At 64.2% G+C, this 23,865-nt stretch carries 18 protein-coding genes and 1 pseudogene; 12 read left to right on the top strand and 7 right to left on the bottom strand.

Annotation, left to right across the window (positions count from 1 at the left end; genetic code table 11):
* The first annotated feature begins 20 nt into the window (after positions 1-20).
* The gene (dnaJ, locus tag BF95_RS11675; protein WP_043151565.1) at positions 21-1,157 is read left to right on the top strand and encodes a molecular chaperone DnaJ; all 1,137 of its coding nucleotides are present in this window, start codon (positions 21-23) and stop codon (positions 1,155-1,157) included.
* Positions 1,158-1,269: 112 nt separating this feature from the next.
* Positions 1,270-1,560, top strand: a complete 291-nt coding sequence (locus BF95_RS11670; RefSeq protein ID WP_043151564.1) for a hypothetical protein — start codon at positions 1,270-1,272, stop codon at positions 1,558-1,560.
* A 72-nt stretch (positions 1,561-1,632) separates the two neighbouring features.
* Here BF95_RS11670 and BF95_RS11665 read toward each other — a convergent pair whose 3' ends face one another.
* Positions 1,633-3,435, bottom strand: a complete 1,803-nt coding sequence (locus BF95_RS11665) for an acyl-CoA dehydrogenase C-terminal domain-containing protein (protein ID WP_043151563.1) — start codon at positions 3,433-3,435, stop codon at positions 1,633-1,635.
* Between the two features lie 40 nt (positions 3,436-3,475).
* A complete protein-coding gene (locus tag BF95_RS11660) occupies positions 3,476-3,883 on the bottom strand; it encodes a MerR family transcriptional regulator (RefSeq protein ID WP_043151562.1) in 408 nt (135 codons plus the stop codon).
* Between the two features lie 109 nt (positions 3,884-3,992).
* On the opposite strand from BF95_RS11660, the gene BF95_RS11655 reads away from it, so the two are divergent.
* The 8 genes from BF95_RS11655 (at position 3,993) to BF95_RS11620 (ending at position 13,637) form a co-directional block, all read left to right on the top strand.
* Positions 3,993-4,400 carry a DUF2946 family protein gene (locus tag BF95_RS11655; RefSeq protein ID WP_043151561.1) on the top strand — a complete coding sequence of 136 codons (408 nt, stop codon included), beginning with the start codon at positions 3,993-3,995 and terminating at the stop codon, positions 4,398-4,400.
* 103 nt (positions 4,401-4,503) lie between these two features.
* Positions 4,504-6,534 (top strand): TonB-dependent receptor family protein, encoded by a 2,031-nt coding sequence (locus BF95_RS11650; protein WP_043151559.1) that lies wholly within the window; start codon positions 4,504-4,506, stop codon positions 6,532-6,534.
* Between the two features lie 22 nt (positions 6,535-6,556).
* Complete coding sequence (locus tag BF95_RS11645) at positions 6,557-7,828, top strand: PepSY-associated TM helix domain-containing protein (RefSeq protein WP_043151593.1); 1,272 nt, start codon at positions 6,557-6,559, stop codon at positions 7,826-7,828.
* Positions 7,829-7,869: 41 nt separating this feature from the next.
* A complete protein-coding gene (locus BF95_RS11640; protein WP_043151558.1) occupies positions 7,870-9,492 on the top strand; it encodes an NAD(P)/FAD-dependent oxidoreductase in 1,623 nt (540 codons plus the stop codon).
* Between the two features lie 103 nt (positions 9,493-9,595).
* The gene (locus tag BF95_RS11635) at positions 9,596-10,627 is read left to right on the top strand and encodes a phosphoribosylglycinamide synthetase (protein ID WP_043151557.1); all 1,032 of its coding nucleotides are present in this window, start codon (positions 9,596-9,598) and stop codon (positions 10,625-10,627) included.
* Complete coding sequence (locus BF95_RS11630; RefSeq protein ID WP_043151556.1) at positions 10,627-11,436, top strand: NTP transferase domain-containing protein; 810 nt, start codon at positions 10,627-10,629, stop codon at positions 11,434-11,436. Before BF95_RS11635 ends, BF95_RS11630 begins: the two co-directional genes overlap by 1 nt.
* A 3-nt stretch (positions 11,437-11,439) precedes the next feature.
* A complete protein-coding gene (locus BF95_RS11625) occupies positions 11,440-12,528 on the top strand; it encodes a sugar-transfer associated ATP-grasp domain-containing protein (protein WP_043151554.1) in 1,089 nt (362 codons plus the stop codon).
* Positions 12,525-13,637, top strand: coding sequence for a glycosyltransferase (locus BF95_RS11620; RefSeq protein ID WP_043151592.1), 1,113 nt, complete (start codon positions 12,525-12,527; stop codon positions 13,635-13,637). The genes BF95_RS11625 and BF95_RS11620 overlap by 4 nt, the downstream gene beginning before the upstream one ends.
* A 25-nt stretch (positions 13,638-13,662) precedes the next feature.
* On the opposite strand, the gene BF95_RS11615 is transcribed toward BF95_RS11620, so the two are convergent.
* The 3 genes and pseudogenes from BF95_RS11615 to cysD form a co-directional block, all read right to left on the bottom strand.
* Positions 13,663-14,412, bottom strand: coding sequence for a 3'(2'),5'-bisphosphate nucleotidase CysQ (locus tag BF95_RS11615; protein ID WP_043151591.1), 750 nt, complete (start codon positions 14,410-14,412; stop codon positions 13,663-13,665).
* A gap of 5 nt (positions 14,413-14,417) precedes the next feature.
* A pseudogene (gene cysN / locus BF95_RS11610) lies at positions 14,418-16,330 on the bottom strand (sulfate adenylyltransferase subunit CysN).
* A 122-nt stretch (positions 16,331-16,452) separates the two neighbouring features.
* Positions 16,453-17,391 (bottom strand): sulfate adenylyltransferase subunit CysD, encoded by a 939-nt coding sequence (gene cysD, locus BF95_RS11605; RefSeq protein ID WP_051519972.1) that lies wholly within the window; start codon positions 17,389-17,391, stop codon positions 16,453-16,455.
* A gap of 59 nt (positions 17,392-17,450) precedes the next feature.
* Here cysD and BF95_RS29080 point away from each other — a divergent pair, with 59 nt between their 5' ends.
* Together BF95_RS29080 and BF95_RS11600 are read left to right on the top strand one after the other, a co-directional pair.
* Entirely contained in the window at positions 17,451-17,726 is a 276-nt protein-coding gene (locus tag BF95_RS29080) for a hypothetical protein (protein WP_235209699.1), read from the top strand.
* Positions 17,690-18,538: a helix-turn-helix transcriptional regulator gene (locus BF95_RS11600; protein WP_235209698.1), complete on the top strand. Its 849-nt coding sequence runs from the start codon at positions 17,690-17,692 to the stop codon at positions 18,536-18,538. The genes BF95_RS29080 and BF95_RS11600 overlap by 37 nt, the downstream gene beginning before the upstream one ends.
* 4 nt (positions 18,539-18,542) lie before the next feature.
* Here the strand turns inward: BF95_RS11600 and BF95_RS11595 are convergent, their stop codons facing one another.
* Both BF95_RS11595 and rpoC read right to left on the bottom strand, forming a co-directional pair.
* Positions 18,543-19,334: a sulfite exporter TauE/SafE family protein gene (locus tag BF95_RS11595; protein WP_043151553.1), complete on the bottom strand. Its 792-nt coding sequence runs from the start codon at positions 19,332-19,334 to the stop codon at positions 18,543-18,545.
* A gap of 230 nt (positions 19,335-19,564) precedes the next feature.
* Entirely contained in the window at positions 19,565-23,821 is a 4,257-nt protein-coding gene (gene rpoC / locus BF95_RS11590; RefSeq protein WP_043151589.1) for a DNA-directed RNA polymerase subunit beta', read from the bottom strand.
* Positions 23,822-23,865: the final 44 nt, after the last annotated feature.

Raw genomic sequence — 23,865 nt, 5'->3', positions numbered from 1 at the left:
TAAGGCGGGCGGGGGTCCGAATGACGACCGAAATCGATTATTATACGCTGCTCGAAATCGAGCGCACCGCCGACGGTGCGCAGATCAAGAGCGCCTATCGCAAGCTCGCGATGAAATATCACCCCGACAAGACGGGGGGATGTGCCGAAAGCGAAGCCAAGTTCAAGGCGGTGTCTCAGGCCTATGAGTGCCTGAAAGACCCCCAGAAGCGCGCGGCCTATGATCGCTTCGGTCATGCGGCCTACACCCAGCATGAGCAGGGTGGCGGCGGTGGCCATCGCGCCAATGCGGGCGGATTTTCCGACCTTGGCGATATTTTCGAGACCATCTTCGGCCAGTCCGGCTTTGGCGGGGGCGGTGGCGGTCGTCAGCAGCAGCGGCGCGGTGCTGACCTGCGTTACGACCTCGAAATCAGCCTCGACGAAGCCTATCATGGCAAGCAGACGCAGATCGAGATCGAAGTGTCCGCCGCCTGCGACACTTGCGAAGGGTCGGGTGCGCAGCCCGGCACCGGGGTCAAGACCTGCGGCACCTGCAAAGGCCATGGCCAGGTGCGGGCGCAGCAGGGCTTCTTCATGGTCGAACGCACCTGCCCATCCTGCCATGGCGCAGGGCAGGTCATCGAAAGCCCCTGCCGTTCCTGTCGCGGCGAAGGCCGGGTGGACAAGCCCAAGTCGCTGTCGGTCAACATACCGGCGGGCGTGGACGAAGGCACGCGCATCCGCCTGACCGGCGAAGGCGAAGCGGGCGCGCGCGGCGCACCGGCGGGCGACCTCTATATCTTCCTGCATGTGAAGCGGCACAGCTTGTTCGAGCGCGAGGGCACGACGCTCTTCTGCCGCTGTCCGGTCAGCTTCACCACGGCGTCGCTGGGCGGATCGATCGAAGTGCCGGGCCTTGATGGCGTGCGGCACGAGATCAAGATTCCGGCCGGCATCCAGTCGGGCAAGCAGATCCGCCAGCGCGGCGCAGGCATGCCGGTGCTGAACGGGCGCGGGCAAGGCGATCTGGTCGTGCAGATCGACGTCGAAACACCGACCCGACTGACGGCGAAGCAGAAGGAACTGCTCGAAGCCTTCCGCGAAACCGAAACCGGCGAAGAATGCCCGGCTTCGACTGGTTTCTTCGGCAAGATCAAGGATTTGTGGGGCGATTGACGCCGGACATTGTGCAGACCTTCGTCCTGTCCGAAAGCACCAACGTCTGACCGCTGGAACCAATAAGATTGCCGGGTCGTTTCTCCCTCCACAACGACATGAGGAGGGTTACATGGTTGACGTTCGTAATGATGGATATGATGATCGCCGGGTTGTCGCGGAAAAGAAGGGGCCAGGCCGCACAATCGCCATTGTGCTGATCGCCATTCTTGCGATCGTCGGCATCTTGTTTGCCACCGGTTTCTGGAAAGCGGATGTATCGGGCGGCGATATGCCTGAAGTCAGCGTCGATGGCGGCGCGCTGCCCAATGTCGATGTCGATTCGAAGGAAGTCGTTGTCGGCACCGAGGAAAAGACGGTCGATGTACCGACCGTGGGCGTCAAGGATAATGGCGAAGACTAAGTCTTCGCTTTCCGGCTGATAGAAAAAGGGCTCGGTGACATGTCACCGAGCCCTTTTTTTTTAGTGTCCTGATCAGGCCGCCAGGAACATGTCCGGGTCGAGCGCCATCAGCGCGTCGGCCCCGCCCTCGATCTTGCGACGCAGCGATCCGGCGTCGGGCATGATCCGTTCGGCGTAGAAGCGCGCGGTCACAAGCTTGGCTTCGAGGAATTTGGGATCGCCTTCGCCCGCTTCCAGCAGCGTCACTGCCGCCTTGTTCATCCGCATCCACATGACGCCCGTGGCGACGATGCCCAGGATGTGCATGTAGTGATGCGCGCCTGCCCCGGCATGGTTGGGGTTCTTCATCGCATTCTGCATCAGCCACATGGTCGCCGCGCCCAGTTGCGCGCTTGCCTTTTCCAGCGCTTCGGCAAAGGGGGCGAGCTTCTCATGCCCCTTGGCTTCGGCGACTTCATCGGCGACCACCTTGAGGAAGGCCTGCAACGCCCGGCCGCCATTCATCGGCAGCTTGCGCCCGACCAGATCCATCGCCTGCACACCATTGGTGCCTTCGTAAATCTGGGCAATGCGCGCGTCGCGGACATACTGTTCCACGCCATTTTCCCAGATATAGCCATGGCCGCCGAACACCTGCTGGCAGGAGACGGCGATGTCGAAGCCCTTGTCGGTGCCATAGCCCTTGATCACCGGGGTCAGCAGCGACAGCATGTCGTCGGCGGTCTGCCGTTCTTCAGGGGTTTCGGCATGATGCGACAAGTCGGCCTGGAGCGCGCCCCACAGGATGAGCGCGCGCAATCCTTCGGTGATCGCCTTGGCCTCCATCAGCATGCGACGCACGTCGGGATGGACGAACAGCGTGTCGGCCTTCTCTTCCGGCTCCTGCGGGCCGGTCAGCGCGCGGCCCTGCCGCCGGTCGCGGGCATAATGAACCGCATTCTGGAAGGCGATCTCCGCCTGGCCCAGCCCCTGCAGGCCAACGCCCAGCCGCGCGGCGTTCATCATGATGAACATGGCGGCGAGGCCCTTATTCTCTTCGCCCACCATCCATCCGGTCGCGCCGTCATAATTCATGACGCAAGTGGCGTTGCCGTGAATGCCCATCTTATGTTCGATCGACCCGCACGACACGGCGTTGCGGTCGCCCAGCGATCCATCGTCATGCACCATCATCTTGGGCACGACGAACAGCGAGATGCCCTTGCTGCCTTCCGGTGCATCCGGCGTCTTGGCCAGCACGAGGTGGATGATATTGTCCGACAAGTCATGCTCGCCCGCCGAAATGAAGATCTTCGTGCCGGTGATCGCATAGCTGCCATCGGCATTGGGAACCGCCTTGGTCTTGATGAGGCCCAGGTCCGTGCCGCAATGCGGTTCGGTCAGGTTCATCGTGCCGGTCCATTCGCCCGACACCATCTTGGGAATGTAGCGCTGCTGCAGCTCGTCGCTGCCCTTGGCGATCAGCGCGGCTACCGCGCCGGCGGTCAGGCCATGATACATTTCGAACGACTGGTTGGCCGATAGGACATATTCGTCCACTGCCGTCGCCAGTACGCTGGGCAGGCCCTGGCCACCAAATTCGACCGGGCCGTGGATGGTGGTCCAACCGCCCGCGACGAACTGGTCGAACGCTGCCTTGAAGCCGGTCGGCGTGGTCACGCTGCCATCGGGATGGCGGGTGCAGCCTTCCTTGTCGCCCACGGCATTGAGCGGGAACAGGACTTCGGCCGCCATCTTGCCGCCTTCGGTCAAGATCGCGTCGACGAGGTCAGGGGTCGCATTCTCAAAGCCGGGCAGATTGGCGTAGCGCTCCAGCCCGACCACATGGTCCAGCACGAAACGAGTGTCGCGAACGGGGGCGGTATAACTGGGCATGATCTTCTCCTGCGAATTTTTTATGAGAGGCGGTTATTATTCAGTGGGCAATGGTGGCGACGAAGGCATCCAGTTCGGCGATGGCGGCGTCGATATCGTCCTTCTGCCGGTTGAGTAGGTCGATGCGCGCCTTGCACTTGGCGACCGTCACGCGGCGCTGTTCCTCATGGGCTTCGTCGGCGTCATAGAGGTCGATCATCTCGCGAATTTCGGTGAGGCTGAACCCCACCCGCTTGCCGCGCAAGATCCAGGCCAGCCGTGCCCGGTCGCGCCGCGAATAGATGCGGGCCAGACCCTGCCGCTCGGGCGATATCAGCCCTTCATCCTCATAGAAACGCAGCGCCCGCGCCGTGACGCCGAATTCTTCCGACAGGTCGGTGATGCTGTAGCTTTGCCGTTCGCTATGATCGGGCAATTCGATGCCCGCGATGCTGCTGCGATTGTCCATGAGGATAGAGATAATGGCACTTTACGTTTACGTCAAGGTGAGTGGGTGGGCTGAGACAATTTGTAGCGGTGACAGGTCGCCGATCATCCGTTAGGCGCGCAACGTGACCATGGGGGCAATCAGACGATCGGAAAGTGCGCGCGGCCTGCTGGCCGCGTTGGCGCTGCTCGTCCTCGCCATCCAGATGATCGTGCCGCCCGGCTTCATGCCCGTCCGCACGGCGCAAGGCGTCGTCGTGACGCTCTGTACCGGGCAGGGCGCGGTCAATGTCGTGGTGGATCGCGACCAGGCACCGGGGCAGGGCGATCATCAGCCCGATGACGGCATGGGCAGCCAGCAACATTGCCCCTTCGCCGCGTCGGTTCAGCCGATCGTGCCGCCGCTGATCCTCGCTGATCTCACGCTGCCCGCCTGGACGCTGGCCTTCGGCCCGATCGCCTTCGCGCTCAAGACCGGCCTGATCGCCCGCCTCGCCGCGCCTCCCCCACCGTCCTCCGGGCCGCCGACAGTCCTTTGACATCCTCCCCTGCAAGGGGAGGATCGCATCTGTCCAGCCCCTGTTCCAGCCGATCAAATATGGGTCGTTGGAATAAAAATACTATTATCAATAGGTTAAATCTATGCGCCATCATTCCGGCCTGCGCAGAATATCGCTGTGCGCCCTCGCCCTGTCGTCCGTCCCCGCTTTTGCCGAAGAGGCGGACGGCAGCCGCATCATCGTTACCGCCAGCCCGATGATCGAAGCCGCGACCACTCGCGTCCAGCGCACCGCAGGCGGCGTCGATGTCGTCGCGGCCGAGGCGTTCGAGGATAAGGTCGCCGTCTCGCTGCGCGATGCGCTCACCTTTTCGCCCGGTGTCTATACCCAGCCCCGTTTCGGGCAGGAGGTCCGCATCTCGATCCGGGGATCGGGACTGTCGCGCGGCTTCCACATGCGCGGGCTGACCCTGTTGCAGGATGGGATTCCGCTCAACCTTGCCGACGATAATGGCGATTTCCAGGAACTCGACCCACAGGTCTTCCAGCATATTGAGGTCTATCGCGGCGGCAATGCGTTGCGCTTTGGTGGATCGACGCTGGGCGGGGCGATCAACGCCGTGACGCCGACCGGCCGCAGTGCGCCGGGCATCGAACTGCGCGTCGACGGCGGCAGCTTCGACACGATCCGGTCAAAGGCCGCCTATGGCTATGCCGACGAACGGGGCGACGCCTGGGCCGCGATCACCACCGATCGGTCGGATGGCGACCGCGATCATGGCAAGCGGACATCCTATCGCTTCAACGGCAATGTCGGGGTGAAGATCAGCGAACATATCGAAACCCGCTTCTACGCCAGCGCCCAGACTATTCGTCAGAAGCTGTCCGGGTCGCTGTCCGAAAAGTCGGTGCTGACCGACCCGGCCAGGGGCAATTTCTTCGGCGATCAGGCGCGCGACATCGATTCGGTCCGCCTGCAAAACCGCACCACCATCGCCCTTGGCAATGGCGCGCTCGCCTTCGGCCTCTTCTTCAACGCCAAGGATCTTTATCATCCCATCTTCCAGGTGATCGACCAGAAATCGGAGGATCGCGGGGCATTCGCCAGCCTTGACCTGGCGGGCAATCTGGGCGGCATGCCGGTGGAAGTGACGCTCGGCAGCCAGGCACGCTTCGGCAAGGTGACCGCGCGCCAGTTCGTCAACATCGCGGGCGATCGCGGCGCCCCGACTGCTTTGGTCCAGCAGCGCGCGCAGACGATCAACAGTTATGGCGAAGCGCGCATTGCCCCGGTGCGCGGCCTGTGGCTGATCGGCGGTGGCCTCTATACCCATGGCGAGCGCCGCATCGACAATCGCTTTGCCCCGGCGCGCAGCGGGGACGCCCGTTTCGACGCCTTCGCGCCCAAGATCGGCCTGCTCTACGAACCAAGCGCCGCAGTGCAATTTTTCGCCAATTACAGCCGGTCGGTCGAACTACCTGGCTTTAGCGAGCTCAGCCAAACGCCCGCAGGCGGTGCGCCCGGCTTCACGCCCGTCCGCGCGCAAAAAGCCTGGACGGCGGAGATCGGCACGCGCGGCCGCATCGGCATCGCGGCCTGGGACATCAGCCTCTATCGCGCCGACATCAAGGGCGAGATGCTGCAATATAGCGTGATCGCGGGTGTCATCCCGGCGGCGACCTTCAACGCAGACAAGACCCGGCATCAGGGTGTCGAAGCGGGCCTGCAACTGGCCTTCACCCCTTGGGCATCGCTGCGGCAGGTCTATCAATATAGCGATTTCCGTTTCCGCAACGATGCCGTCTATGGCGACAATCGCCTGCCGGTGGTGCCGCGCCATTTCTACCGCGCGGAATTGCGGCTGGGCACTGACAGGATCAGCGTCTCACCCTCGATCGAATGGCTGCCGCAGGGGGCATGGGTCGATTATGTCAACAGCAAGCGGGTCGGCAGTTATGCGCTGCTCAACCTTGGCGCGCAGGCGCAACTGCGCGATGGCGTGACCCTGTTCCTTGACGCCCGCAACCTGACGCAAAAGCGCGCCATTGGCGACATCAGCGCGCTGGTCCGCTACGCCGCCGACAATCCTGCAACGGCGGCGGACGAAGGCAGCGTCGCCTTCTATCCACTTGAACGCCGCGCCATTTATGGCGGCCTACGCGCGCGCTTCTGAAGCTCAAGGGGAGGACGGGACGATGACGGACGGAGCCTTCTATCGCGCGATGATGCGCTGGCATTTCTATGCTGGGATCATCGTCCTGCCGATCCTCGCGCTGATGGCGGTGACGGGCGCGCTCTATCTCTACAAGGCGGAGGTGGAGGCGTGGCTCTATCCGGTGGAGATCGCCGCCAGGCCGGGGGTGGCGATGCTGCCCCTCTCGCGCCTGATCGCCGCCGTCGAGCAGGTCAGCGGTGAACAGGCGACCCAGATCCTGCGCCCCGCCAGCGCCACCCAAAGCTGGCGCGTGACGACCAAGGCGGCTGATAGCGCGTCGGTTGTCCATTTCGTCGATCCGCATAATGGTCGCCTGCTTGGGGTCATGCAGGGCGGCGGCATCATGAAGACGGTCAAGGATCTGCACAGCCTGGCGCTGACTGGCGCGGTCGGCAATCGGCTGGTCGAGGTGGTGGCGGGATGGGCGATCATCCTGTGTATCACTGGCCTCTATCTGCGCTGGCCCCGGCACGGCCAGCCCGCCATCGCCATTCGGGGCAGGGTGAAGGGACGGCTATTCTGGCGCGATGTGCATGGGACGCTCGGCTTCCTGTCGGCGGGCATCATCCTGTTCCTGGCGATCACCGGCATGCCCTGGACGGATATATGGGGTGGCGGGCTGCGCACCGTGGTCGCGGCGAACGACTGGGGCCGCCCGAAAATGGCGGTCATTCCCTGGACGGCTCCTGCCAAGGATGCGCTGCCCTGGACCCTGCGCGAAGGCGGGGCGGCACCGGGCGGGGCGGGCGACATCGGCGTCGATGCGGTCGCGGGGATCGCGGCCCAGCGCGGGCTGCCGGACGGCTATCAGCTCATCCTGCCCGCCTCGCCTGGCGCGCCCTATCTGGTCGTCACCCTCGTCACGCGCGCCGACGATTCCCGCGCCATCACCATCGACGCGGCGAGCGGCGCGGTGGTGCAGGATATGGACTGGCGCATGTTCGGCCCCGGCGCAAAGGCGGTCGAATGGGGCATCGCCACCCATCAGGGGCAGCAATATGGCGAGATCAACAGGCTGCTGATGCTGGCGGGCTGTGTCTGTCTGCTCGCTTTGTGCCTGACCGCGCCCATCCTGTGGTGGAAGCGTCGCAAACAAGGACGGCTGACCGCACCACCGCGCGCGATCGGTCGGGCGGAACGGGTCGTCGCCGTGACGATGCTGCTGCTGGGGGCGCTCTTCCCGCTTACGGGCCTCAGCATGATCGTGGCGCTGGCGGGCGAATGGCTGGTCGGGAAAATGCGCCCCGCCTGACGCCGCTTCCGTTTGGGCCATAGAGCGACTATGGGCAGCGCATGATCCGCCTTTCCGGCCTGAAACTGCCCCTCGACCATCCTGCCGAGGCGATGCCGCCTGCGATATGCGCGCGCCTTGGCCTGCAACCTGAAGAGCTGCGCGGCCATAGCCTGGTGCGGCGCGGCAATGATGCGCGGCGGCGCAGCGCGATCCAGCTCGTCTATACGCTCGACGTCGATGTCGTCGACGAAGCGGGTGTGCTGGCGCGCTTCGCGCATGACCATGACGTGCGGCCGACGCCCGACACCAGCTATGATTTCGTCGCCCGCGCGCCCGATGGCTGGCAGGGCAAGCGGCCGATCGTGATCGGGGCGGGGCCGTGCGGCCTGTTCGCCGGGCTGCTGCTGGCGCAGATGGGTTTCCGCCCGATCATCGTCGATCTGGGCAAGGTGGTGCGGGAGCGGACCAAGGACACCTGGGGCCTGTGGCGGCGCGGTGAGCTGAACCCCGACAGCAATGTCCAGTTCGGCGAAGGCGGCGCGGGCACTTTCTCCGACGGCAAACTCTATTGCCGGGTGAAAGACCCGCGCTTCCTGGGCCGTAAGGTGCTGGCGGAGTTCGTCGCGGCGGGCGCGCCGGACGATATATTGTGGGAGGCGCACCCCCATATCGGCACCTTCCGCCTGGTCACCATGGTCGAATCCATGCGCCGCCAGATCGAGGCGCTGGGCGGCGAATATCGCTGGCAGACCCGCGTCGATGATCTGGTGCTGGAGCGGCGCAGCGATGGCACGCAGCAATTGCGCGGCATCGTCATCCAGGATGGCAGCGTGATCGAGAGCGATCATGTCGTGCTTGCGGTCGGGCATAGCGCGCGGCCGACCTTCACCATGCTCCATGGCCGGGGCGTGCATATCGAACCCAAGCCCTTTTCCATCGGCGTGCGGATCGAACATCCGCAAAGCTGGGTGGACAAGGCGCGCTATGGCAGTTGCGCGGGCCACCCGGATCTGGGCGCGGCGGCCTATAGCCTGGCGCATCACTGCGCCAATGGCCGCACCGTCTATAGTTTCTGCATGTGTCCGGGTGGCCGCGTCGTCGCCGCCACGTCGGAGGAAGGGCGCGTCGTCACCAACGGCATGAGCCAATATAGCCGGGCTGAGTTCAACGCCAATTCGGGCCTGGTGGTCGGGATCGACCCGGCGCGCGACTATCCCGACGGGCCACTCGCGGGGATCGATTTCCAGCGCCACTGGGAATCGCAGGCCTATGTGGCGGGCGGCTCCACCTATTGGGCGCCGGGGCAGCGAGTCGGCGACTTCCTCGCCGGGCGTCCGTCAACGTCATTGGGATCGGTCACGCCATCCTACAAGCCGGGCGTTACGCCGACCGACCTGTCGCACTGCCTGCCCGACTTCGTGGTGGAGGCGTTTCGCGAAGCGCTGCCCATATTCGGGCGGCAACTGGCCCAATATGACCATCCCGATGCGGTGATGACCGGCGTGGAAACGCGCACATCGTCGCCCATCCGCATCACCCGCGACAAGGATTTCCAAAGCCTGACCGTGGCGGGCCTCTATCCGGCGGGCGAAGGCGCGGGCTATGCCGGGGGTATCTTGTCCGCCGCGATCGACGGCATCAAGGTGGCCGAAGCGGTGGCAAAGGCGATCGTCACCGCCTGACATGCGTTTGTCATCGCGGCGTCATATCGAAGCCGCCTGAACGACGCATTACCGTCATCGCGTGGTCGCCGCCCTGTCATGGCAGGCGACTAAATACAGGGCCATGCTGACCCATATCGACCGTTGCATTCGCATCTCCCCGGCCGACAAGGCTCGGTTGCGCCTGCTTTTCCTCGCCAAACATGCCCGCGCATCCGGCCAGCCGGATGCGGTCGATGGCAATCACGCCCTCTATCATCATGAGATGCGATCGACGCTGGAGGCGATCGGCCTCCAGGTGCGGGTCGCCGACAGCTATGAAGCGCTGTTCGATCGGCCCGATGTCGATTTTGTGGTCACGCTGCTCAATCGCGGCGGGTTTCAGAATAGCGAGATGCTCGCGCCGCTGCTGCTGAGCTGGCGCGACATGCCGCATATGGGCGCCAGCCCGATCCTGCGCGGCGTGTCGGACGATAAATATCTCTCCAAGCTGATCGCGCAGGCGCATGGCGTCCCGACCATGGCGGCGCAAGTGTTTCGGCGCGGCGGCCTGCCCGCGCAGCCGGGCTTTGCGGCCGAGCGGCTGGTGGTCAAGCCCAACGCCTCCTCCGCCTCCTGGGGGCTGGCGATGGTCGATGGCTGGGACGAGGCGCTGGCCCATGTCGCCTATCTTCAGGCGCTCGGTCATGACGCGCTGGTCGAGGCCTGGGCGCCCTTGCTCGACATCGCCGTGCCGGTGGTGGGCGGCAGCGGCGGGCAGCCGTGGATATTGCCGCCGATGATGTATGTCCCCGCCGACCCCAATCGCGCGCGCAGCCATGAAGAAAAGCGCGGCCTCATCGATGCGGGCGATGATCCGTTGGTGCTGGTCGAGGATCGCGACCTGCTCGCCCGGCTTGACGATTTGACCCGCCGCCTACTGCCCGAACTATGGCCGTTCGACTATGGCCGCTTCGAATTCCGCTATGACCCGGCCAGCGGCGCGGTGCAGTTCATGGAAGTGAACCTGTCCTGCAACCTCTGGTCGAAAAAGACGATCTCGCGCTCTGCCGCGTCGATCGGCGTCGATCATCAAACGCTGGTGGAAACGATCATCGGCCACAGCCTGGAACGGCAGGGTCTGCTCACCGAAGCGCCGATGCGGGTCGCGGCCTGATGGGTGGTCGCACGACCGCGCTGGTGCTGGCGGGCAAGCGCGATGGCGCGACCGACCCGCTCGCGCTGGAAGCGGGCGTCACCCATAAATGCCTGGTGCCGGTGGTGGACCAGCCGATGCTGGTCCATGTCATCGACGCGCTGGCGGCGAGCGAGCGGATCGGCGAGATCCGCGTCGCGATCGAAGAACCGGACGTGCTGACCAGCCTGCCGCAACTGCGCGGCCTGATCTCCAGCGGACGGCTGGTAGCGATCGGCGCGCGGCCCAATCTGGTGGATTCGGTGCTGGCTGCAGCGGACGGCGCGCGTTTTCCCCTGTTCATTACCACCGCCGACAATGTGCTGCTGACCCCGCCCGCCATAGCCGAGATGCTGGATGGCTGCGTTGCCGAGGGCGCTGATGCGGCGGTTGCCTTCGCCCGGCGCGCGTCGGTGCTGGCCGCGCACCCGGAGGGACAGCGCAAATTCTACGCCTTTGCCGATGACAGCTATTCCAACTGCAACAGCTATTGGCTGAAGGACAAAGCCGCGCTGGCCGCTGCCGAAACCTTCCGGTCGGGCGGCCAGTTCGTCAAGCACCCCTTGCGCATCATTGGGGCGTTCGGGCTGCTCAACCTTATCCGCTTCCGCTTTGGTATCGGTACGCTGGCCGCGACCTTCGCCCGCTTTTCGCGCCGCTTCCGCCTGACGATCGCGCCTGTGATCCTCTCCGATGGCGCGGTCGCGATCGACGTCGACAATGCCCGCACGCGCGGGGTGGCTAGCGAAGTGCTTAGCCGCCGTGTGACCATCGCCCAGGCCGCGGAATAGCATTTGCCCACGCTGCGCGCGTTGCCCGGACGGGGCGACAATGATTTGCTCGCTGCCTATCGAGACGGGCTGACCCGGCACTGGCCGTTCCGTCGGCATGCGCTCGCGCGCTTGCTCGCGGCGACGGGGCAGGGGGGCTGGACCCCGACCGAGCGGCATCTCCTGTCCGATGCGGTGCGGCAGCGGGGGCTGAGCATGCGCGACCGCAAGGGGCTGCACCGGCTGCTCAATCCAGGGGCTTTTCCCTTCGCCAGTAACCCACTGAAGAACAAGCAACTCTTCGCGGAGGTCGCGTGGGCGGCGGGCCTGACGATCGCGCCTGCCTGTAATCCCGACCGCGAGGATCTCGCCACCTGGTTGGCGGGTGAGCGCGACATCATCGCCAAGCCGAGCTTCCGATCGAAGGGCCAGGGGGTCGAGCGTTTCTGGCGTGAGGAGAATTGGCGCGGTTGCGATGGCCCGGTCGGCGACGACCTGCTGCGGGCACAGCTGTTGCGGGTGTGGCGCGAAGGCGGCGTGATCCAGCGCCGCCTGCCGACCCACGCCGCGCTCGTGGATCTGTCGCCTGGCGCGCTGCCGACGCTGCGGGTGATGACCTGCCTCGATGAAGATGGCCTGCCCGAAGCCTGCGGCCTCGCGCTGCGGCTATCGGCCGGGGGCACCCGTCCGGTCGATAATTTCAACGCGGGCAATCTGGTGCTGGGCGTCGATGCCACCGGGCGCTGCGGTCCCGCCTGGCTGGGCGGCGGCGCAGGCGCGCCCAGCGTGCATGTGCATCACCCCCTGACAGGCGCGCCGATCGAGGGCTTCCTGCTGCCGGACCTCCCCGCCGCGATCGCGCTGGCGTTGGGCGCGCATAGCGTCTTTCGCACCGGCTTCACGGTGATCGGCTGGGACATCGGCATGACCGAAGCCGGGCCTATGCTGGTCGAGGGCAATTGGAACCCCGGCACCGACATCCTGCAACTGGTGGAGGGACGCGGGGTCGCGGACATGCGGCTGGGCGCGCTCTACCGCCACCATCTCGATCGATTGCCAGCCCAAGCCTGGTGTGCTGCCCGCGCGATCGAGTGGGACCGGCGGCGGGCGTGATCTGCATCTATGTCCACGCGCTGGTCGCGACCGGCGTTGTGCGCAATGCCCGGCTGATCGCCGCCGGCCTCGCCGCGCAGGGACATAAGGTGCAACTCGTCACCGCGCTGCCGGGCGGGGAGGGGGTTGCGGGCGTCGTCCATCATGCCCTGCTGCCCGGCGCAGGCCGATCGCGCCTGTCGGAAAAGCTGCGCGCGGCATGGGCGTTGCGCGGCTATCTGCGCGCCACCCGCCCGGCGCTGCTGATCTCGGCGGGCAATCACGGCCATGGTACCGTCTGGGCGGGCAGTCGCGGCGCGCGGGCCACGCAGCGCATCTATCGCATCAGCAATGACATCATGCGCGCCATCCCCGGAGCGCCATCAGGCGGCATGAAGCGCTGGAGCCGCACCGCCATGGCGCGGTTGATCGCTGCCGATGCCGCCCATCTGGTGCTGGTATCGCCGACGCTGGCCGATACGCCGGTGTTTCAGGCAGCAGCGCGGGCAGGGCGGGTAACGGTGATCGCCAACGGCATCGACGCACCCACCGCGCGCCAGCATATCGGTGACATGGCCCCGCATCCCTGGTTCGGCGGCCCGGTGCCGGTGATCCTCGCCATCGGCCGCCTCGCCCCGCAAAAGAATTTCGCGACCCTGCTCGCGGCCTTCGCCGATCTGCGCACAACCCGGCCCGCGCGCCTCATCATCCTGGGCGAAAGCCGCGACGACGCCTGCACCCGGTTGCGCGCGCAAGCGACGGCGCTCGGCATCGCCGAGTATCTGGCACTGCCCGGCACGGTCGCCAATGTCTTTCCCTGGCTGGCGAGCTGTGACGCCTTCGTGCTGCCCTCCTGGTGGGAGGGGTCGGCCAATGTGCTGCTGGAGGCGATGGCGGTCGAAGCGCCTTGTGTCGCGTCGCGCAGCGCGGGCAATGCGGCGCACTTGCTCGATGGCGGACGTCATGGCCTGCTGGTCGATCCGGCCGATCCGCGCGCGATGGCCGATGCGCTGGCGCGTCAGATCAGTCCAGCGACACGCCTCCGCCCCGGCGACCGGATCGATGCTTTCGGTCTGGAAGCGGTATCCGACGGGTGGCGAGCGCTAGTGCAGCGTCTGCTGGCCGGGTGATCCTGATCCCCGGCCATAGACCCGATCACGGGGCGTCCTGCGCCAGCGCCGCGATATGCCCCAGCACCATGTCGGCATGTTCCTGCCGACAGATCAGCAGGTCGGGCAGATAGACGTCGCGCTGATTATACACCAGCGGACTGCCGTCGATACGGCTCGCATGCAGGCCATGCGCCAGCGCGACGGCGGCAGGGGCCATGCTGTCCCATTCATATTGGCCACCCGAATGAAGATAAATGTCGGCCTGGCCCAGGATGATCGCCATCGCCTTGGCCCCGGCCGATCCCATCGGCACCAGTTCTGCGTCCAGCTTTTCGGCGATCGCCACCGCTTCGGCGGCAGGCCGCGTGCGCGACACCACCATGCGCAGCTTTTCCGGCGCAGGCGGCACGGTGCGCGGTTCATCCGTCCGCAACACGACGCCGCCGTCGAACCCCGGCAACGCCACCGCACCGATCACCGGCGCGCCATCGATCGCCAGCCCGACATGCACGGCCCAGTCGGCCCGCGCCTCGCCATATTCGCGCGTACCATCGACCGGATCGACGATCCAGACACGCGACTGGGCCAGCCTGTCGTCATTGTCCTTCTCTTCTTCCGACAATAACCCATCCTCGCCCCGCACTTCGCGCAGCGCATGGCACAGAAATTGGTTGGCGGTCTGGTCGCCCGCCTTACCCAATGCCTTGGCACTAAACACACCAGACTCGCGCACTTCGACCAGGATGCGTCCGGCCACTTCGGCCAGATGGGCGGCCAGCGCCGCGTCGCTCATCGCGCTCATGGGATCAACCGCGCGACGATGGCGTCGGCCGCTTCTTCTGCGGTCATGGTCAGCGTGTCGATATGGATTTCCGGGTCCACCGGTGCCTCATAAGGACTGTCGATCCCGGTGAAATTCTTCAGATCCCCGGCCCGCGCCTTCTTGTACAGGCCCTTGACGTCGCGCCGCTCGGCCTCCGCCAGCGATGTGTCGATATGCACTTCGACAAATTCGCCCGGCTGCATCATCTGCCGCACCATGTCGCGTTCCGAACGGAAGGGCGAGATGAAGGCGGTGATGACGATCAGCCCTGCATCGGTCATCAGCTTGGCGACTTCGCCCACGCGGCGGATATTCTCCACCCGGTCGCGTCGGTAAAGCCCAGATCCTTGTTCAGGCCATGCCGCACATTGTCGCCGTCCAGCAGATAGGTGTGCCGGTTCATGCGGGCCAGACGCTTTTCGACCAGATTGGCGATGGTCGACTTGCCCGCGCCTGAAAGCCCGGTGAACCACAGCACGGCGGGCTTCTGGTTCTTGAGCCGGGCATGGAAATCGCGCGAGACGTCCGTCGTCTGCCAATGGACATTCTGCGCCCGACGGAGCGAAAAGTGCAGCATGCCCGCCGCCACGGTGGCGTTGCTGATCTTGTCGATCAGGATGAAGCCGCCCAGCGTCCGGTTCTGTTCATAGGGCTCGAACACGATCTGCTTGTCGGTCGACAGGTTCGCGACACCGATGGCGTTCAATTCCAGCGTCTTGGCCGCCAGATGTTCCATCGTATTGACGTTGACCTGATATTTGGGCTGCTGGACGGTCGCGGTGACCATCTGCGTCCCGATCTTGAGCCAGTAGGACCGGCCCGGCAGCATTTCCTCGTCCGCCATCCACACGATGGTCGCTTCGAACTGATCGGCAGCCTGGGGTGGATTATCGGCCAAAGCGATGACGTCGCCGCGCGAACAGTCGATCTCGTCGGCGAAACAGAGCGTGACCGACTGGCCCGCCACGGCTTCGTCCAGATCACCGTCTAGCGTGACGATGCGGCTGATGGTGCTGGTCTTGCCCGATGGCAGCACGCGGATGGCGTCGCCCGGCTTGACCGTGCCCGTCGCGATCAGGCCGGAAAAACCACGGAAGTCGAGATTGGGGCGGTTGACCCACTGTACCGGCATGCGGAACGGCTTTTCCGCGTCGGTCGCGCTGTTGACCTCGACCGTCTCCAGATGCTCGATCAGCGCCGGGCCGGTGTACCAGGGCGTGTTTTCCGACGGGACGGTGATATTGTCGCCCTTGAACCCGGAAATCGGCATCGGCGTGAACGCCGTGATGCCGATCGACTTGGCGAACTCGGTATAGTCAGCAACGATCGTGTCGAACACGCTCTGGTCATAGCCGACCAGATCCATCTTGTTGACGGCCAGCACGATGTTGCGGATGCCGATCAGGTGGGCGAGATAGCTGTGGCGGCGCGTCTGGGTCAGGATGCCTTTGCGCGCGTCGATCAGGATGACGGCCAGGTCGGCGGTGGACGCACCCGTCACCATGTTGCGGGTATATTGTTCGTGGCCGGGGGTGTCGGCGACGATGAACTTGCGCTTTTCGGTGGCGAAGAAGCGATAGGCGACGTCGATCGTGATGCCCTGCTCGCGCTCGGCGGCGAGGCCATCGACCAGGAGGGCGAAGTCGATCTCCTGCCCCTGCGTGCCCATCTTCTTGCTGTCGGCGGTCAGCGCTTCGAGCTGATCCTCGAAGATCATCTTGCTGTCGTACAGCAGGCGGCCGATCAGCGTCGATTTGCCGTCATCTACCGACCCGCAGGTGATGAAGCGCAACATCGTCTTATGCTCATGCACCTTCAGATAGGCGTCGATATCCTCGGCGATGAGGGCATCGGTTTTGTAGATGGGGTCTGTGAGTGAGTCAGTCATAATCTAAATTCCCCGTTCGGGCTGAGCTTGTCGAAGCCCTCCACTGAGCGAAGCGAAGTGCCTTCCCTCGTTCGGCCGAGCCCCTTTCGACAGGCTCAGCACGAACGGTGGAGTGCGCGGGTTCAAAAATAGCCTTCCTGCTTCTTCTTCTCCATGCCGGCCCCGCCCGCATCCTTGTCGATCGCGCGGCCCTGGCGTTCGGACGTGGTGGTCAGCAGCATTTCCTGGATCACTTCCGGCAAGGTCGCCGCCTCGCTCTCCACCGCGCCGGTCAGCGGGTAGCAGCCCAGGGTGCGGAAACGGATCGAGCGTTCCACCGGCGTCTCGCCCGGCTGGAGCGGGAAGCGGTCGTCATCGACCATCAACAACATGCCGTCGCGTTCCACCGTCGGGCGCTTGGCCGCGAAATAGAGCGGCACGATCGGCACGTCGTTCAGGTGGATATATTGCCAGATGTCCAGCTCGGTCCAGTTGCTGATCGGGAAGATGCGGATGCTCTCTCCCTTATTCTTGCGCGCATTGTAGAGGTTCCACAATTCGGGCCGCTGGTTCTTGGGGTCCCAGCCATGGCTGGCCGTGCGGAAGGAGAAGATGCGCTCCTTGGCGCGGCTCTTTTCCTCGTCGCGCCGCGCCCCGCCAAAGGCTGCATCGAAACCGTAGAGGTTGAGCGCCTGCTTCAACCCTTCGGTCTTCCACATGTCGGTATGCAGCGCGCCATGGTCGAACGGGTTGATGCCGCGATCCATGGCTTCCTGGTTGCGATACACCAGCAGTTCCATGCCGCTTTCCTGCGCCATCCGGTCGCGCAGCTTGTACATTTCCTGGAATTTCCAGGTCGTATCGACATGCAGCAGCGGGAAGGGCGGGGGCGATGGGTAAAAGGCCTTGCGTGCCAGATGCAGCATCACCGCGCTGTCCTTGCCGACGGAATAGAGCATCACCGGCTTCTCCGCTTCCGATACCACTTCCCGCAGGATGTGGATGCTCTCGGCTTCGAGTCGCTCCAAATGGGTCAGGGTTTTTTCGTCCACCAGCCGTACCTCGCAATCTTTGTGCGTCATCTTGTGCCATGACGCACGAATCGATGGACCTCCCAAATGGGAGGGTATAGCAATGACCCATGCGATTGGACGATACCGGCCTGCTGACCGCGTTGCATGAGGGGATGTTCCAGCAACCCTTGTGGCAGGATTTCCTGGAGCGGCTGCGCCAGCGGACGGGCGCGGTCTATACCACGCTTGTCTTTCGCCCGGTCGATGAGGATGCAATCGTCGAACTCTATGCCGGGCGCCCCCGCCTGCGCCTATCCATAATCTGTTCGTGGAAAAATATGCGCACGATCCCTGGCCCTACCGTCATATGCGCGAAGGGCGGGTCTATGCGCTGGCGGAATTGATCGAAGCGGGCAATCCAGTCCATCAATCCTTCCTGACCGACCTGATGGTGCCGCAGGGGATGACGGACATGCGCTCGGTCCGTGTGACCGAGCCGAGCGGCGTCGATGCCTGGCTCAGTTGCGTCGGCGGCCGTTCCATCGGCCCTGCAGTCGGTGCGCTGTTGACCGGCCTCGCCGCGCATCTGCGGATCGCGCTGCGCGCCTTTGTCGCGCTGGAGCGGGAGAGACTGCGATCGACCCTGACGTCCGAAGCCTTTGGGCGGCTCAATTTCGGCTGGCTGACGCTGGATGCACGGTGCCGCATCATCGACATGACGGCCCATGTCGATCAGCTGTTCCAGCGCACCAGCCTGTTGCGGCGCGGCCGTTACGACCGGCTCACCCCCGAATCGCCTGGGCTCGACCGGGAGTTGACCGCGCTGATCAAGAATTTCGCCGTCGATCCCGACGCCCGGCCAAGGGCGCTGAACCTCAGCCGGGATCCCTGGATGGATATGCTCGTCGCCCCGATGCGGGGCGGATCGGTCGCGGCGGGATCGACCCCGGTCGCCATCGCCTATTTGAGCGGGGATCGTTGGTCGCAGGCCGACCGCTGCGACCAGTTGGTCGATCTGTTCGGCCTGCTGCCCAGCGAAGCGCGGCTTGCCTGGGTCATCGCGCAGGGCATCCCGATCAAGGACGCGGCGCAGACGCTGGGCCTGACCGTGGAAACCGCGCGCAACTATTCCAAGCGCATCTACGCCAAAACCGGTGCGCGGGGGCAGGCGGAACTGGTGCGGATCGTCCTGACAAGCGTACTGGCCATCGCCTGAGCGCTCAGGCGATCAGACGCCAGCCCGCGATCACCAGCACGAAGGCGAGTAGCGGCTGCAACACCTTTTCGGGCACCTTGGACGCCAGCATGGATCCGATGATGATGCCAGGAATCGATCCGATCAGCAGGTTGAGCAGCAGCATCCCGTTGAAATTGCCGATCCACAAATGGCCGATCCCCGCTACCAGCGTCAACGGCACGGCATGGACGATATCAGTCGCGATCAGTTTTTGCAGCCGCATCCGCAACGGATAGAGTAGCAGCAGCAGCGTCGCACCCAGCGCGCCCGCCCCCACCGAGGTCAACGTGACCATCACGCCCAGCACAGCACCCGCCACGACGGTCAGTCCCGCCTGATAGCGCAGGAAGCGGTTGGCCGTGTCAGTCCGCGCATGCACCGCCCAATGATGAAAACGGTTGCGGAACAGGGTCGCCAGCGCGGTCAGGATCAGCACGATCCCCAGCGCCGTCATGATGAAGCTGCCCTTCACCTGATGGGTGTCGATCTGCGACAAAAACAGCAGGACGATGACGGCGGCGGGCAAGCTGCCGATGCAAAGGCGACGAATGACTTCGTAATCCGGCCCGCCTTCAGCGCCGCCATGACGGTGGTGGACGACGCCGCCCACGGCCTTGGTGATGGCCGCGAACCACAGGTCCGTGCCGACGGCCGTGGTCGGGGCTACCCCGAACAACAGGATCAGGATCGGCGCCATCAGCGACCCGCCCCCCACGCCGGTCATGCCTACCATGACGCCAACGAACAGTCCGGCGACCGCGTGCAACCAATCCATTCCATTCCCCCGATATGGCGATCGCGCTCTCGTCGCGCCCCATGACCAAAGTCATATCGGTAGGGGAAGGCCGCGAACAGGCTTTTTATGCCCGTCTTGGTGTGCCGGATCAGACCACACGAAAAACCCGCCGAAGCGCGGGCGCTTCGGCGGGTTTTTGATGGGTCGAAACAGGCGGTCAGCGTGGGCACCTCACCCTTCCGGGCAAGGCTTCCACCCCAACCGGTCGATCAGCCAGCGTCCTCGGTCGTGAAGTCACTACCCTGGACGGCAGCCAGCGGATCGTTACCGATCGCCGCTTCGGGGCCTTGTGCCAATTCGGCGGCATGTTCGGCCGCCGCCGTCTTGGGCGCGATCAGGTCGATCTGGCTGGCGGCCCGCAGCGAGGCGCGCATCGCCGCGTCACGCGACGAAGCGGCAACCCGCATCCGGTTCATGCCAGCGCCCGTACCCGCCGGGATCAGGCGGCCGACGATGACATTTTCCTTCAGGCCGATCAGCGTGTCCTTCTTCCCCTGAACCGCCGCCTCGGTAAGGACGCGGGTGGTTTCCTGGAAGGACGCGGCCGAGATGAACGAACGGGTCTGCAGCGAAGCCTTGGTGATGCCGAGCAGCACGGGCTTACCAGCGGCGGGCAGGAAGCCCGGTGCCAGCTTGCTGTTGATTTCGTCCATTTCCTCGCGGTCGACCTGCTCGCCCACCAGCAAGGTGGTGTCGCCGGACTCGATGATCTCGACCTTCTGCAGCATCTGACGAACGATCGTCTCGATATGCTTGTCGTTGATCTTCACGCCCTGCAGACGATAGACTTCCTGGATTTCGGCAACCAGATATTCGGCCAGCGGCTCGATGCCGAGCACTTCGAGAATATCATGCGGATCGGGCGAACCGCCGATCAGATTGTCGCCGCGCTTGACGAAATCGCCTTCCTGGACGTCGATCACCTTGCTCTTGGGGATCAGATATTCGACCGGCTCGCCGCCATCCTCGGGATTGATGGCGATCTTGCGCTTCGCCTTGTAATCCTTGAGGAACTGGACGCGGCCAGACACCTTGGCGATGATGGCGTTGTCCTTGGGCTTGCGCGCTTCGAACAGCTCCGCCACGCGCGGCAGACCGCCCGTGATGTCGCGGGTCTTGGCCGCTTCGCGGCTGACACGCGCCAGCACGTCACCGGCCGACACCGTGGCACCATCCTCGACCGACAGGGTCGCGCCGACCGCCAGCATATAGCGGGCCGCTTCCCCCGAACCATCGTCCAGCAGGGTCAGGCGCGGACGCAGATCCTCCTTGGTGCGTGCAGCACCACGATGTTCGGTGACGACGCGCTGGGCGATGCCCGTCGCTTCGTCGGTCTGTTCGGCCAGCGTCTTGCCGTCGATCAGGTCGACATACTTCACGATACCCGGACGCTCGGTGATCACCGGCATGGTGAAGGGATCCCACTCCGCAAAGCGATCGCCCTTCTTGATCGTGTCGCCATCTGCAAACAGGATGGTGGCACCATAAGGCAGGCGATGGGTTTCGCGTTCGCGCCCTTCGCTGTCGATGATCGCGATCTCGCCGTTGCGGGCAAGGCTCAGGCGACGGCCCATCTTGTCGGTGATGGTGGGCATGTCACGCAGTTCGATCGTGCCGTCCGCCATCGATTCCAGGTTTGACGTTTCGTTGAAGTTCGCCGCGCCGCCGATGTGGAAGGTCCGCATGGTGAGCTGCGTACCCGGTTCGCCGATGGACTGCGCCGCAATGACGCCGACCGCTTCGCCGATATTGACCGGGGTGCCGCGGGCAAGGTCACGGCCATAGCATTTGCCACAGACGCCCATCTTGCTTTCGCAGATCAGCGGCGAGCGGATCTTCACCGCCTGCGTACCGATCGCCTCGATCTGCACGATCAGCGCTTCGTCGAGCAGCGTGCCGATCGGCACGATGACCGAGCCATCCTTGGTATCCACGATATCCTCGGCCGTGGTGCGACCCAGGATACGTTCGCCAAGCGATGCGATGACGCTGCCGCCCTGGACGATCGCCTTCATCTCCAGCGCCTTTTCGGTGCCGCAATCTTCCTCGACGATCGTGCAATCCTGGCTGACGTCGACCAGACGGCGGGTCAGGTAACCCGAGTTTGCCGTCTTGAGCGCGGTGTCGGCCAGACCCTTGCGGGCGCCGTGGGTGGAGTTGAAATATTCAAGGACGTTCAGACCTTCCTTGAAGTTCGAGATGATCGGCGTCTCGATGATCTCGCCCGACGGCTTGGCCATCAGGCCGCGCATACCGGCCAGCTGCTTCATCTGCGCCTGAGACCCGCGGGCACCCGAGTGCGCCATCATGTAGATCGAGTTGATCTGTGCCAGACGGCCCGTCTTGGGGTCCTTGGGCTGGGCGCGGATCTCGTCCATCATGGCGTTCGCCACCTTGTCGCCGCACTGCGACCAGGCATCGATGACCTTGTTGTACTTTTCCTGCTGGGTGATCAGGCCGTCCTGATATTGCTGCTCATAGTCGGCCACGTTCGCCTTGGTTTCGTCGACCATCGCGGTCTTGGAATCCGGGATCACCATGTCGTCCTTGCCGAACGAAATGCCGGCCTGGAACGCATGCTTGAAGCCCAGCGCCATGATGGCGTCGGCGAACAGCACCGTGTCCTTCTGGCCGGTGTGACGATAGACCTCGTCGATCACGTCGCCCACGTCCTTCTTGGTGAGCAGGCGGTTGACGACGTCGAAGGGCACCTTGTGCGCCTTGGGCAGACATTCGCCCAGCAACATGCGACCCGGCGTCGTTTCATACCGCTTGAGGTAGCTGTTGCCCGCCTCGTCGGTCTGCGGCACGCGGCTGATGATCTTGCTGTGCAGGGTCACGGCCTTGGCGAACAGCGCCTGATGCACTTCCTGCATGTCAGCGAGCAGCATGCCTTCGCCCGGCTCGCCTTCGCGCTCCATCGACAGATAATAGATGCCCAGCACCATGTCCTGCGACGGCACGATGATTGGTTTGCCGTTTGCGGGCGACAGGATGTTGTTGGTCGACATCATCAGGACGCGCGCTTCCAACTGCGCTTCGAGCGACAGCGGAACGTGGACGGCCATCTGATCGCCATCGAAGTCGGCGTTGAAGGCCGAGCAAACGAGCGGATGAAGCTGGATCGCCTTACCCTCGATCAGCACGGGTTCGAACGCCTGGATGCCCAGACGGTGAAGCGTGGGCGCGCGGTTCAGCATGACCGGATGCTCGCGGATCACTTCGTCCAGGATGTCCCAGACTTCCTTGCGCTCCTTCTCGACCCACTTCTTGGCCTGCTTCAGGGTCATGGACAGACCCTTGGCATCCAAACGGGCGTAGATGAACGGCTTGAACAGTTCGAGCGCCATCTTCTTAGGCAGGCCGCACTGATGCAGCTTCAGCTCAGGACCGGTCACGATCACCGAACGACCCGAATAGTCGACGCGCTTGCCGAGCAGGTTCTGACGGAAGCGGCCCTGCTTGCCCTTGAGCATGTCGGACAGCGACTTGAGCGGACGCTTGTTGGCGCCGGTGATGACACGGCCGCGACGGCCATTGTCGAACAGGGCGTCGACCGCTTCCTGCAACATGCGCTTTTCGTTACGGACGATGATGTCCGGCGCGCGCAGTTCCATCAGCCGCTTCAAGCGGTTGTTGCGGTTGATCACGCGGCGATAGAGATCGTTGAGATCCGACGTCGCGAACCGGCCACCGTCCAGCGGCACCAGCGGGCGCAGCTCTGGCGGAATAACCGGAACGACGTCCAGGATCATCCATTCGGGGCGGTTGCCCGATTCCAGGAAGCTCTCGACAACCTTCAGACGCTTGATGATCTTCTTGGGCTTCAGCTCCGACTTGGTCGTCGCCAGCTCTTCAAGCAGGATCTTCTTCTCGCCCTCAAGGTCGAGGTCCATCAACATGATCTTGACCGCTTCCGCGCCGATCCCGGCGGTGAAGGCGTCTTCGCCATATTGATCCTGCGCGTCGAGCAGTTCGTCTTCGTTGAGAAGCTGATATTTTTCGAGCGGGGTCAGGCCCGGCTCGGTGACGATATAGCTTTCGAAATAAAGGACGCGCTCCAGCTGCTTCAACTGCATGTCGAGCAGCAGGCCGATGCGCGACGGCAGCGATTTCAGGAACCAGATATGCGCAACCGGCGCGGCCAGTTCGATATGGCCCATGCGCTCGCGGCGCACCTTGCTCACCGTGACTTCGACACCGCACTTCTCGCAGACGATGCCCTTATATTTCATGCGCTTATACTTGCCGCACAGGCATTCATAATCCTTGATCGGACCAAAGATGCGCGCGCAGAACAGGCCATCGCGTTCAGGCTTGAACGTGCGATAGTTGATGGTTTCGGGCTTCTTGATCTCGCCGAAGGACCAGGACCGGATGCGCTCTGGCGAGGCAAGGCCGATCTGGATCTGGTCGAACGTCTCGGTCTTGGCGACCGGATTGGCGAAGTTGGTCAGTTCATTCATGTTCATGTCCTCATGGAGAGGGAAATTCCGGGGCGCGGGGAAGA

This window comes from Sphingobium sp. Ant17 (genome assembly GCF_000588875.1).
In the GTDB taxonomy this organism is placed as follows: Bacteria; Pseudomonadota; Alphaproteobacteria; order Sphingomonadales; family Sphingomonadaceae; genus Sphingobium.
The sequence above is the reverse complement of the archived record's forward strand: the minus strand, read 5'-3'. Positions and strand labels throughout refer to the sequence as shown.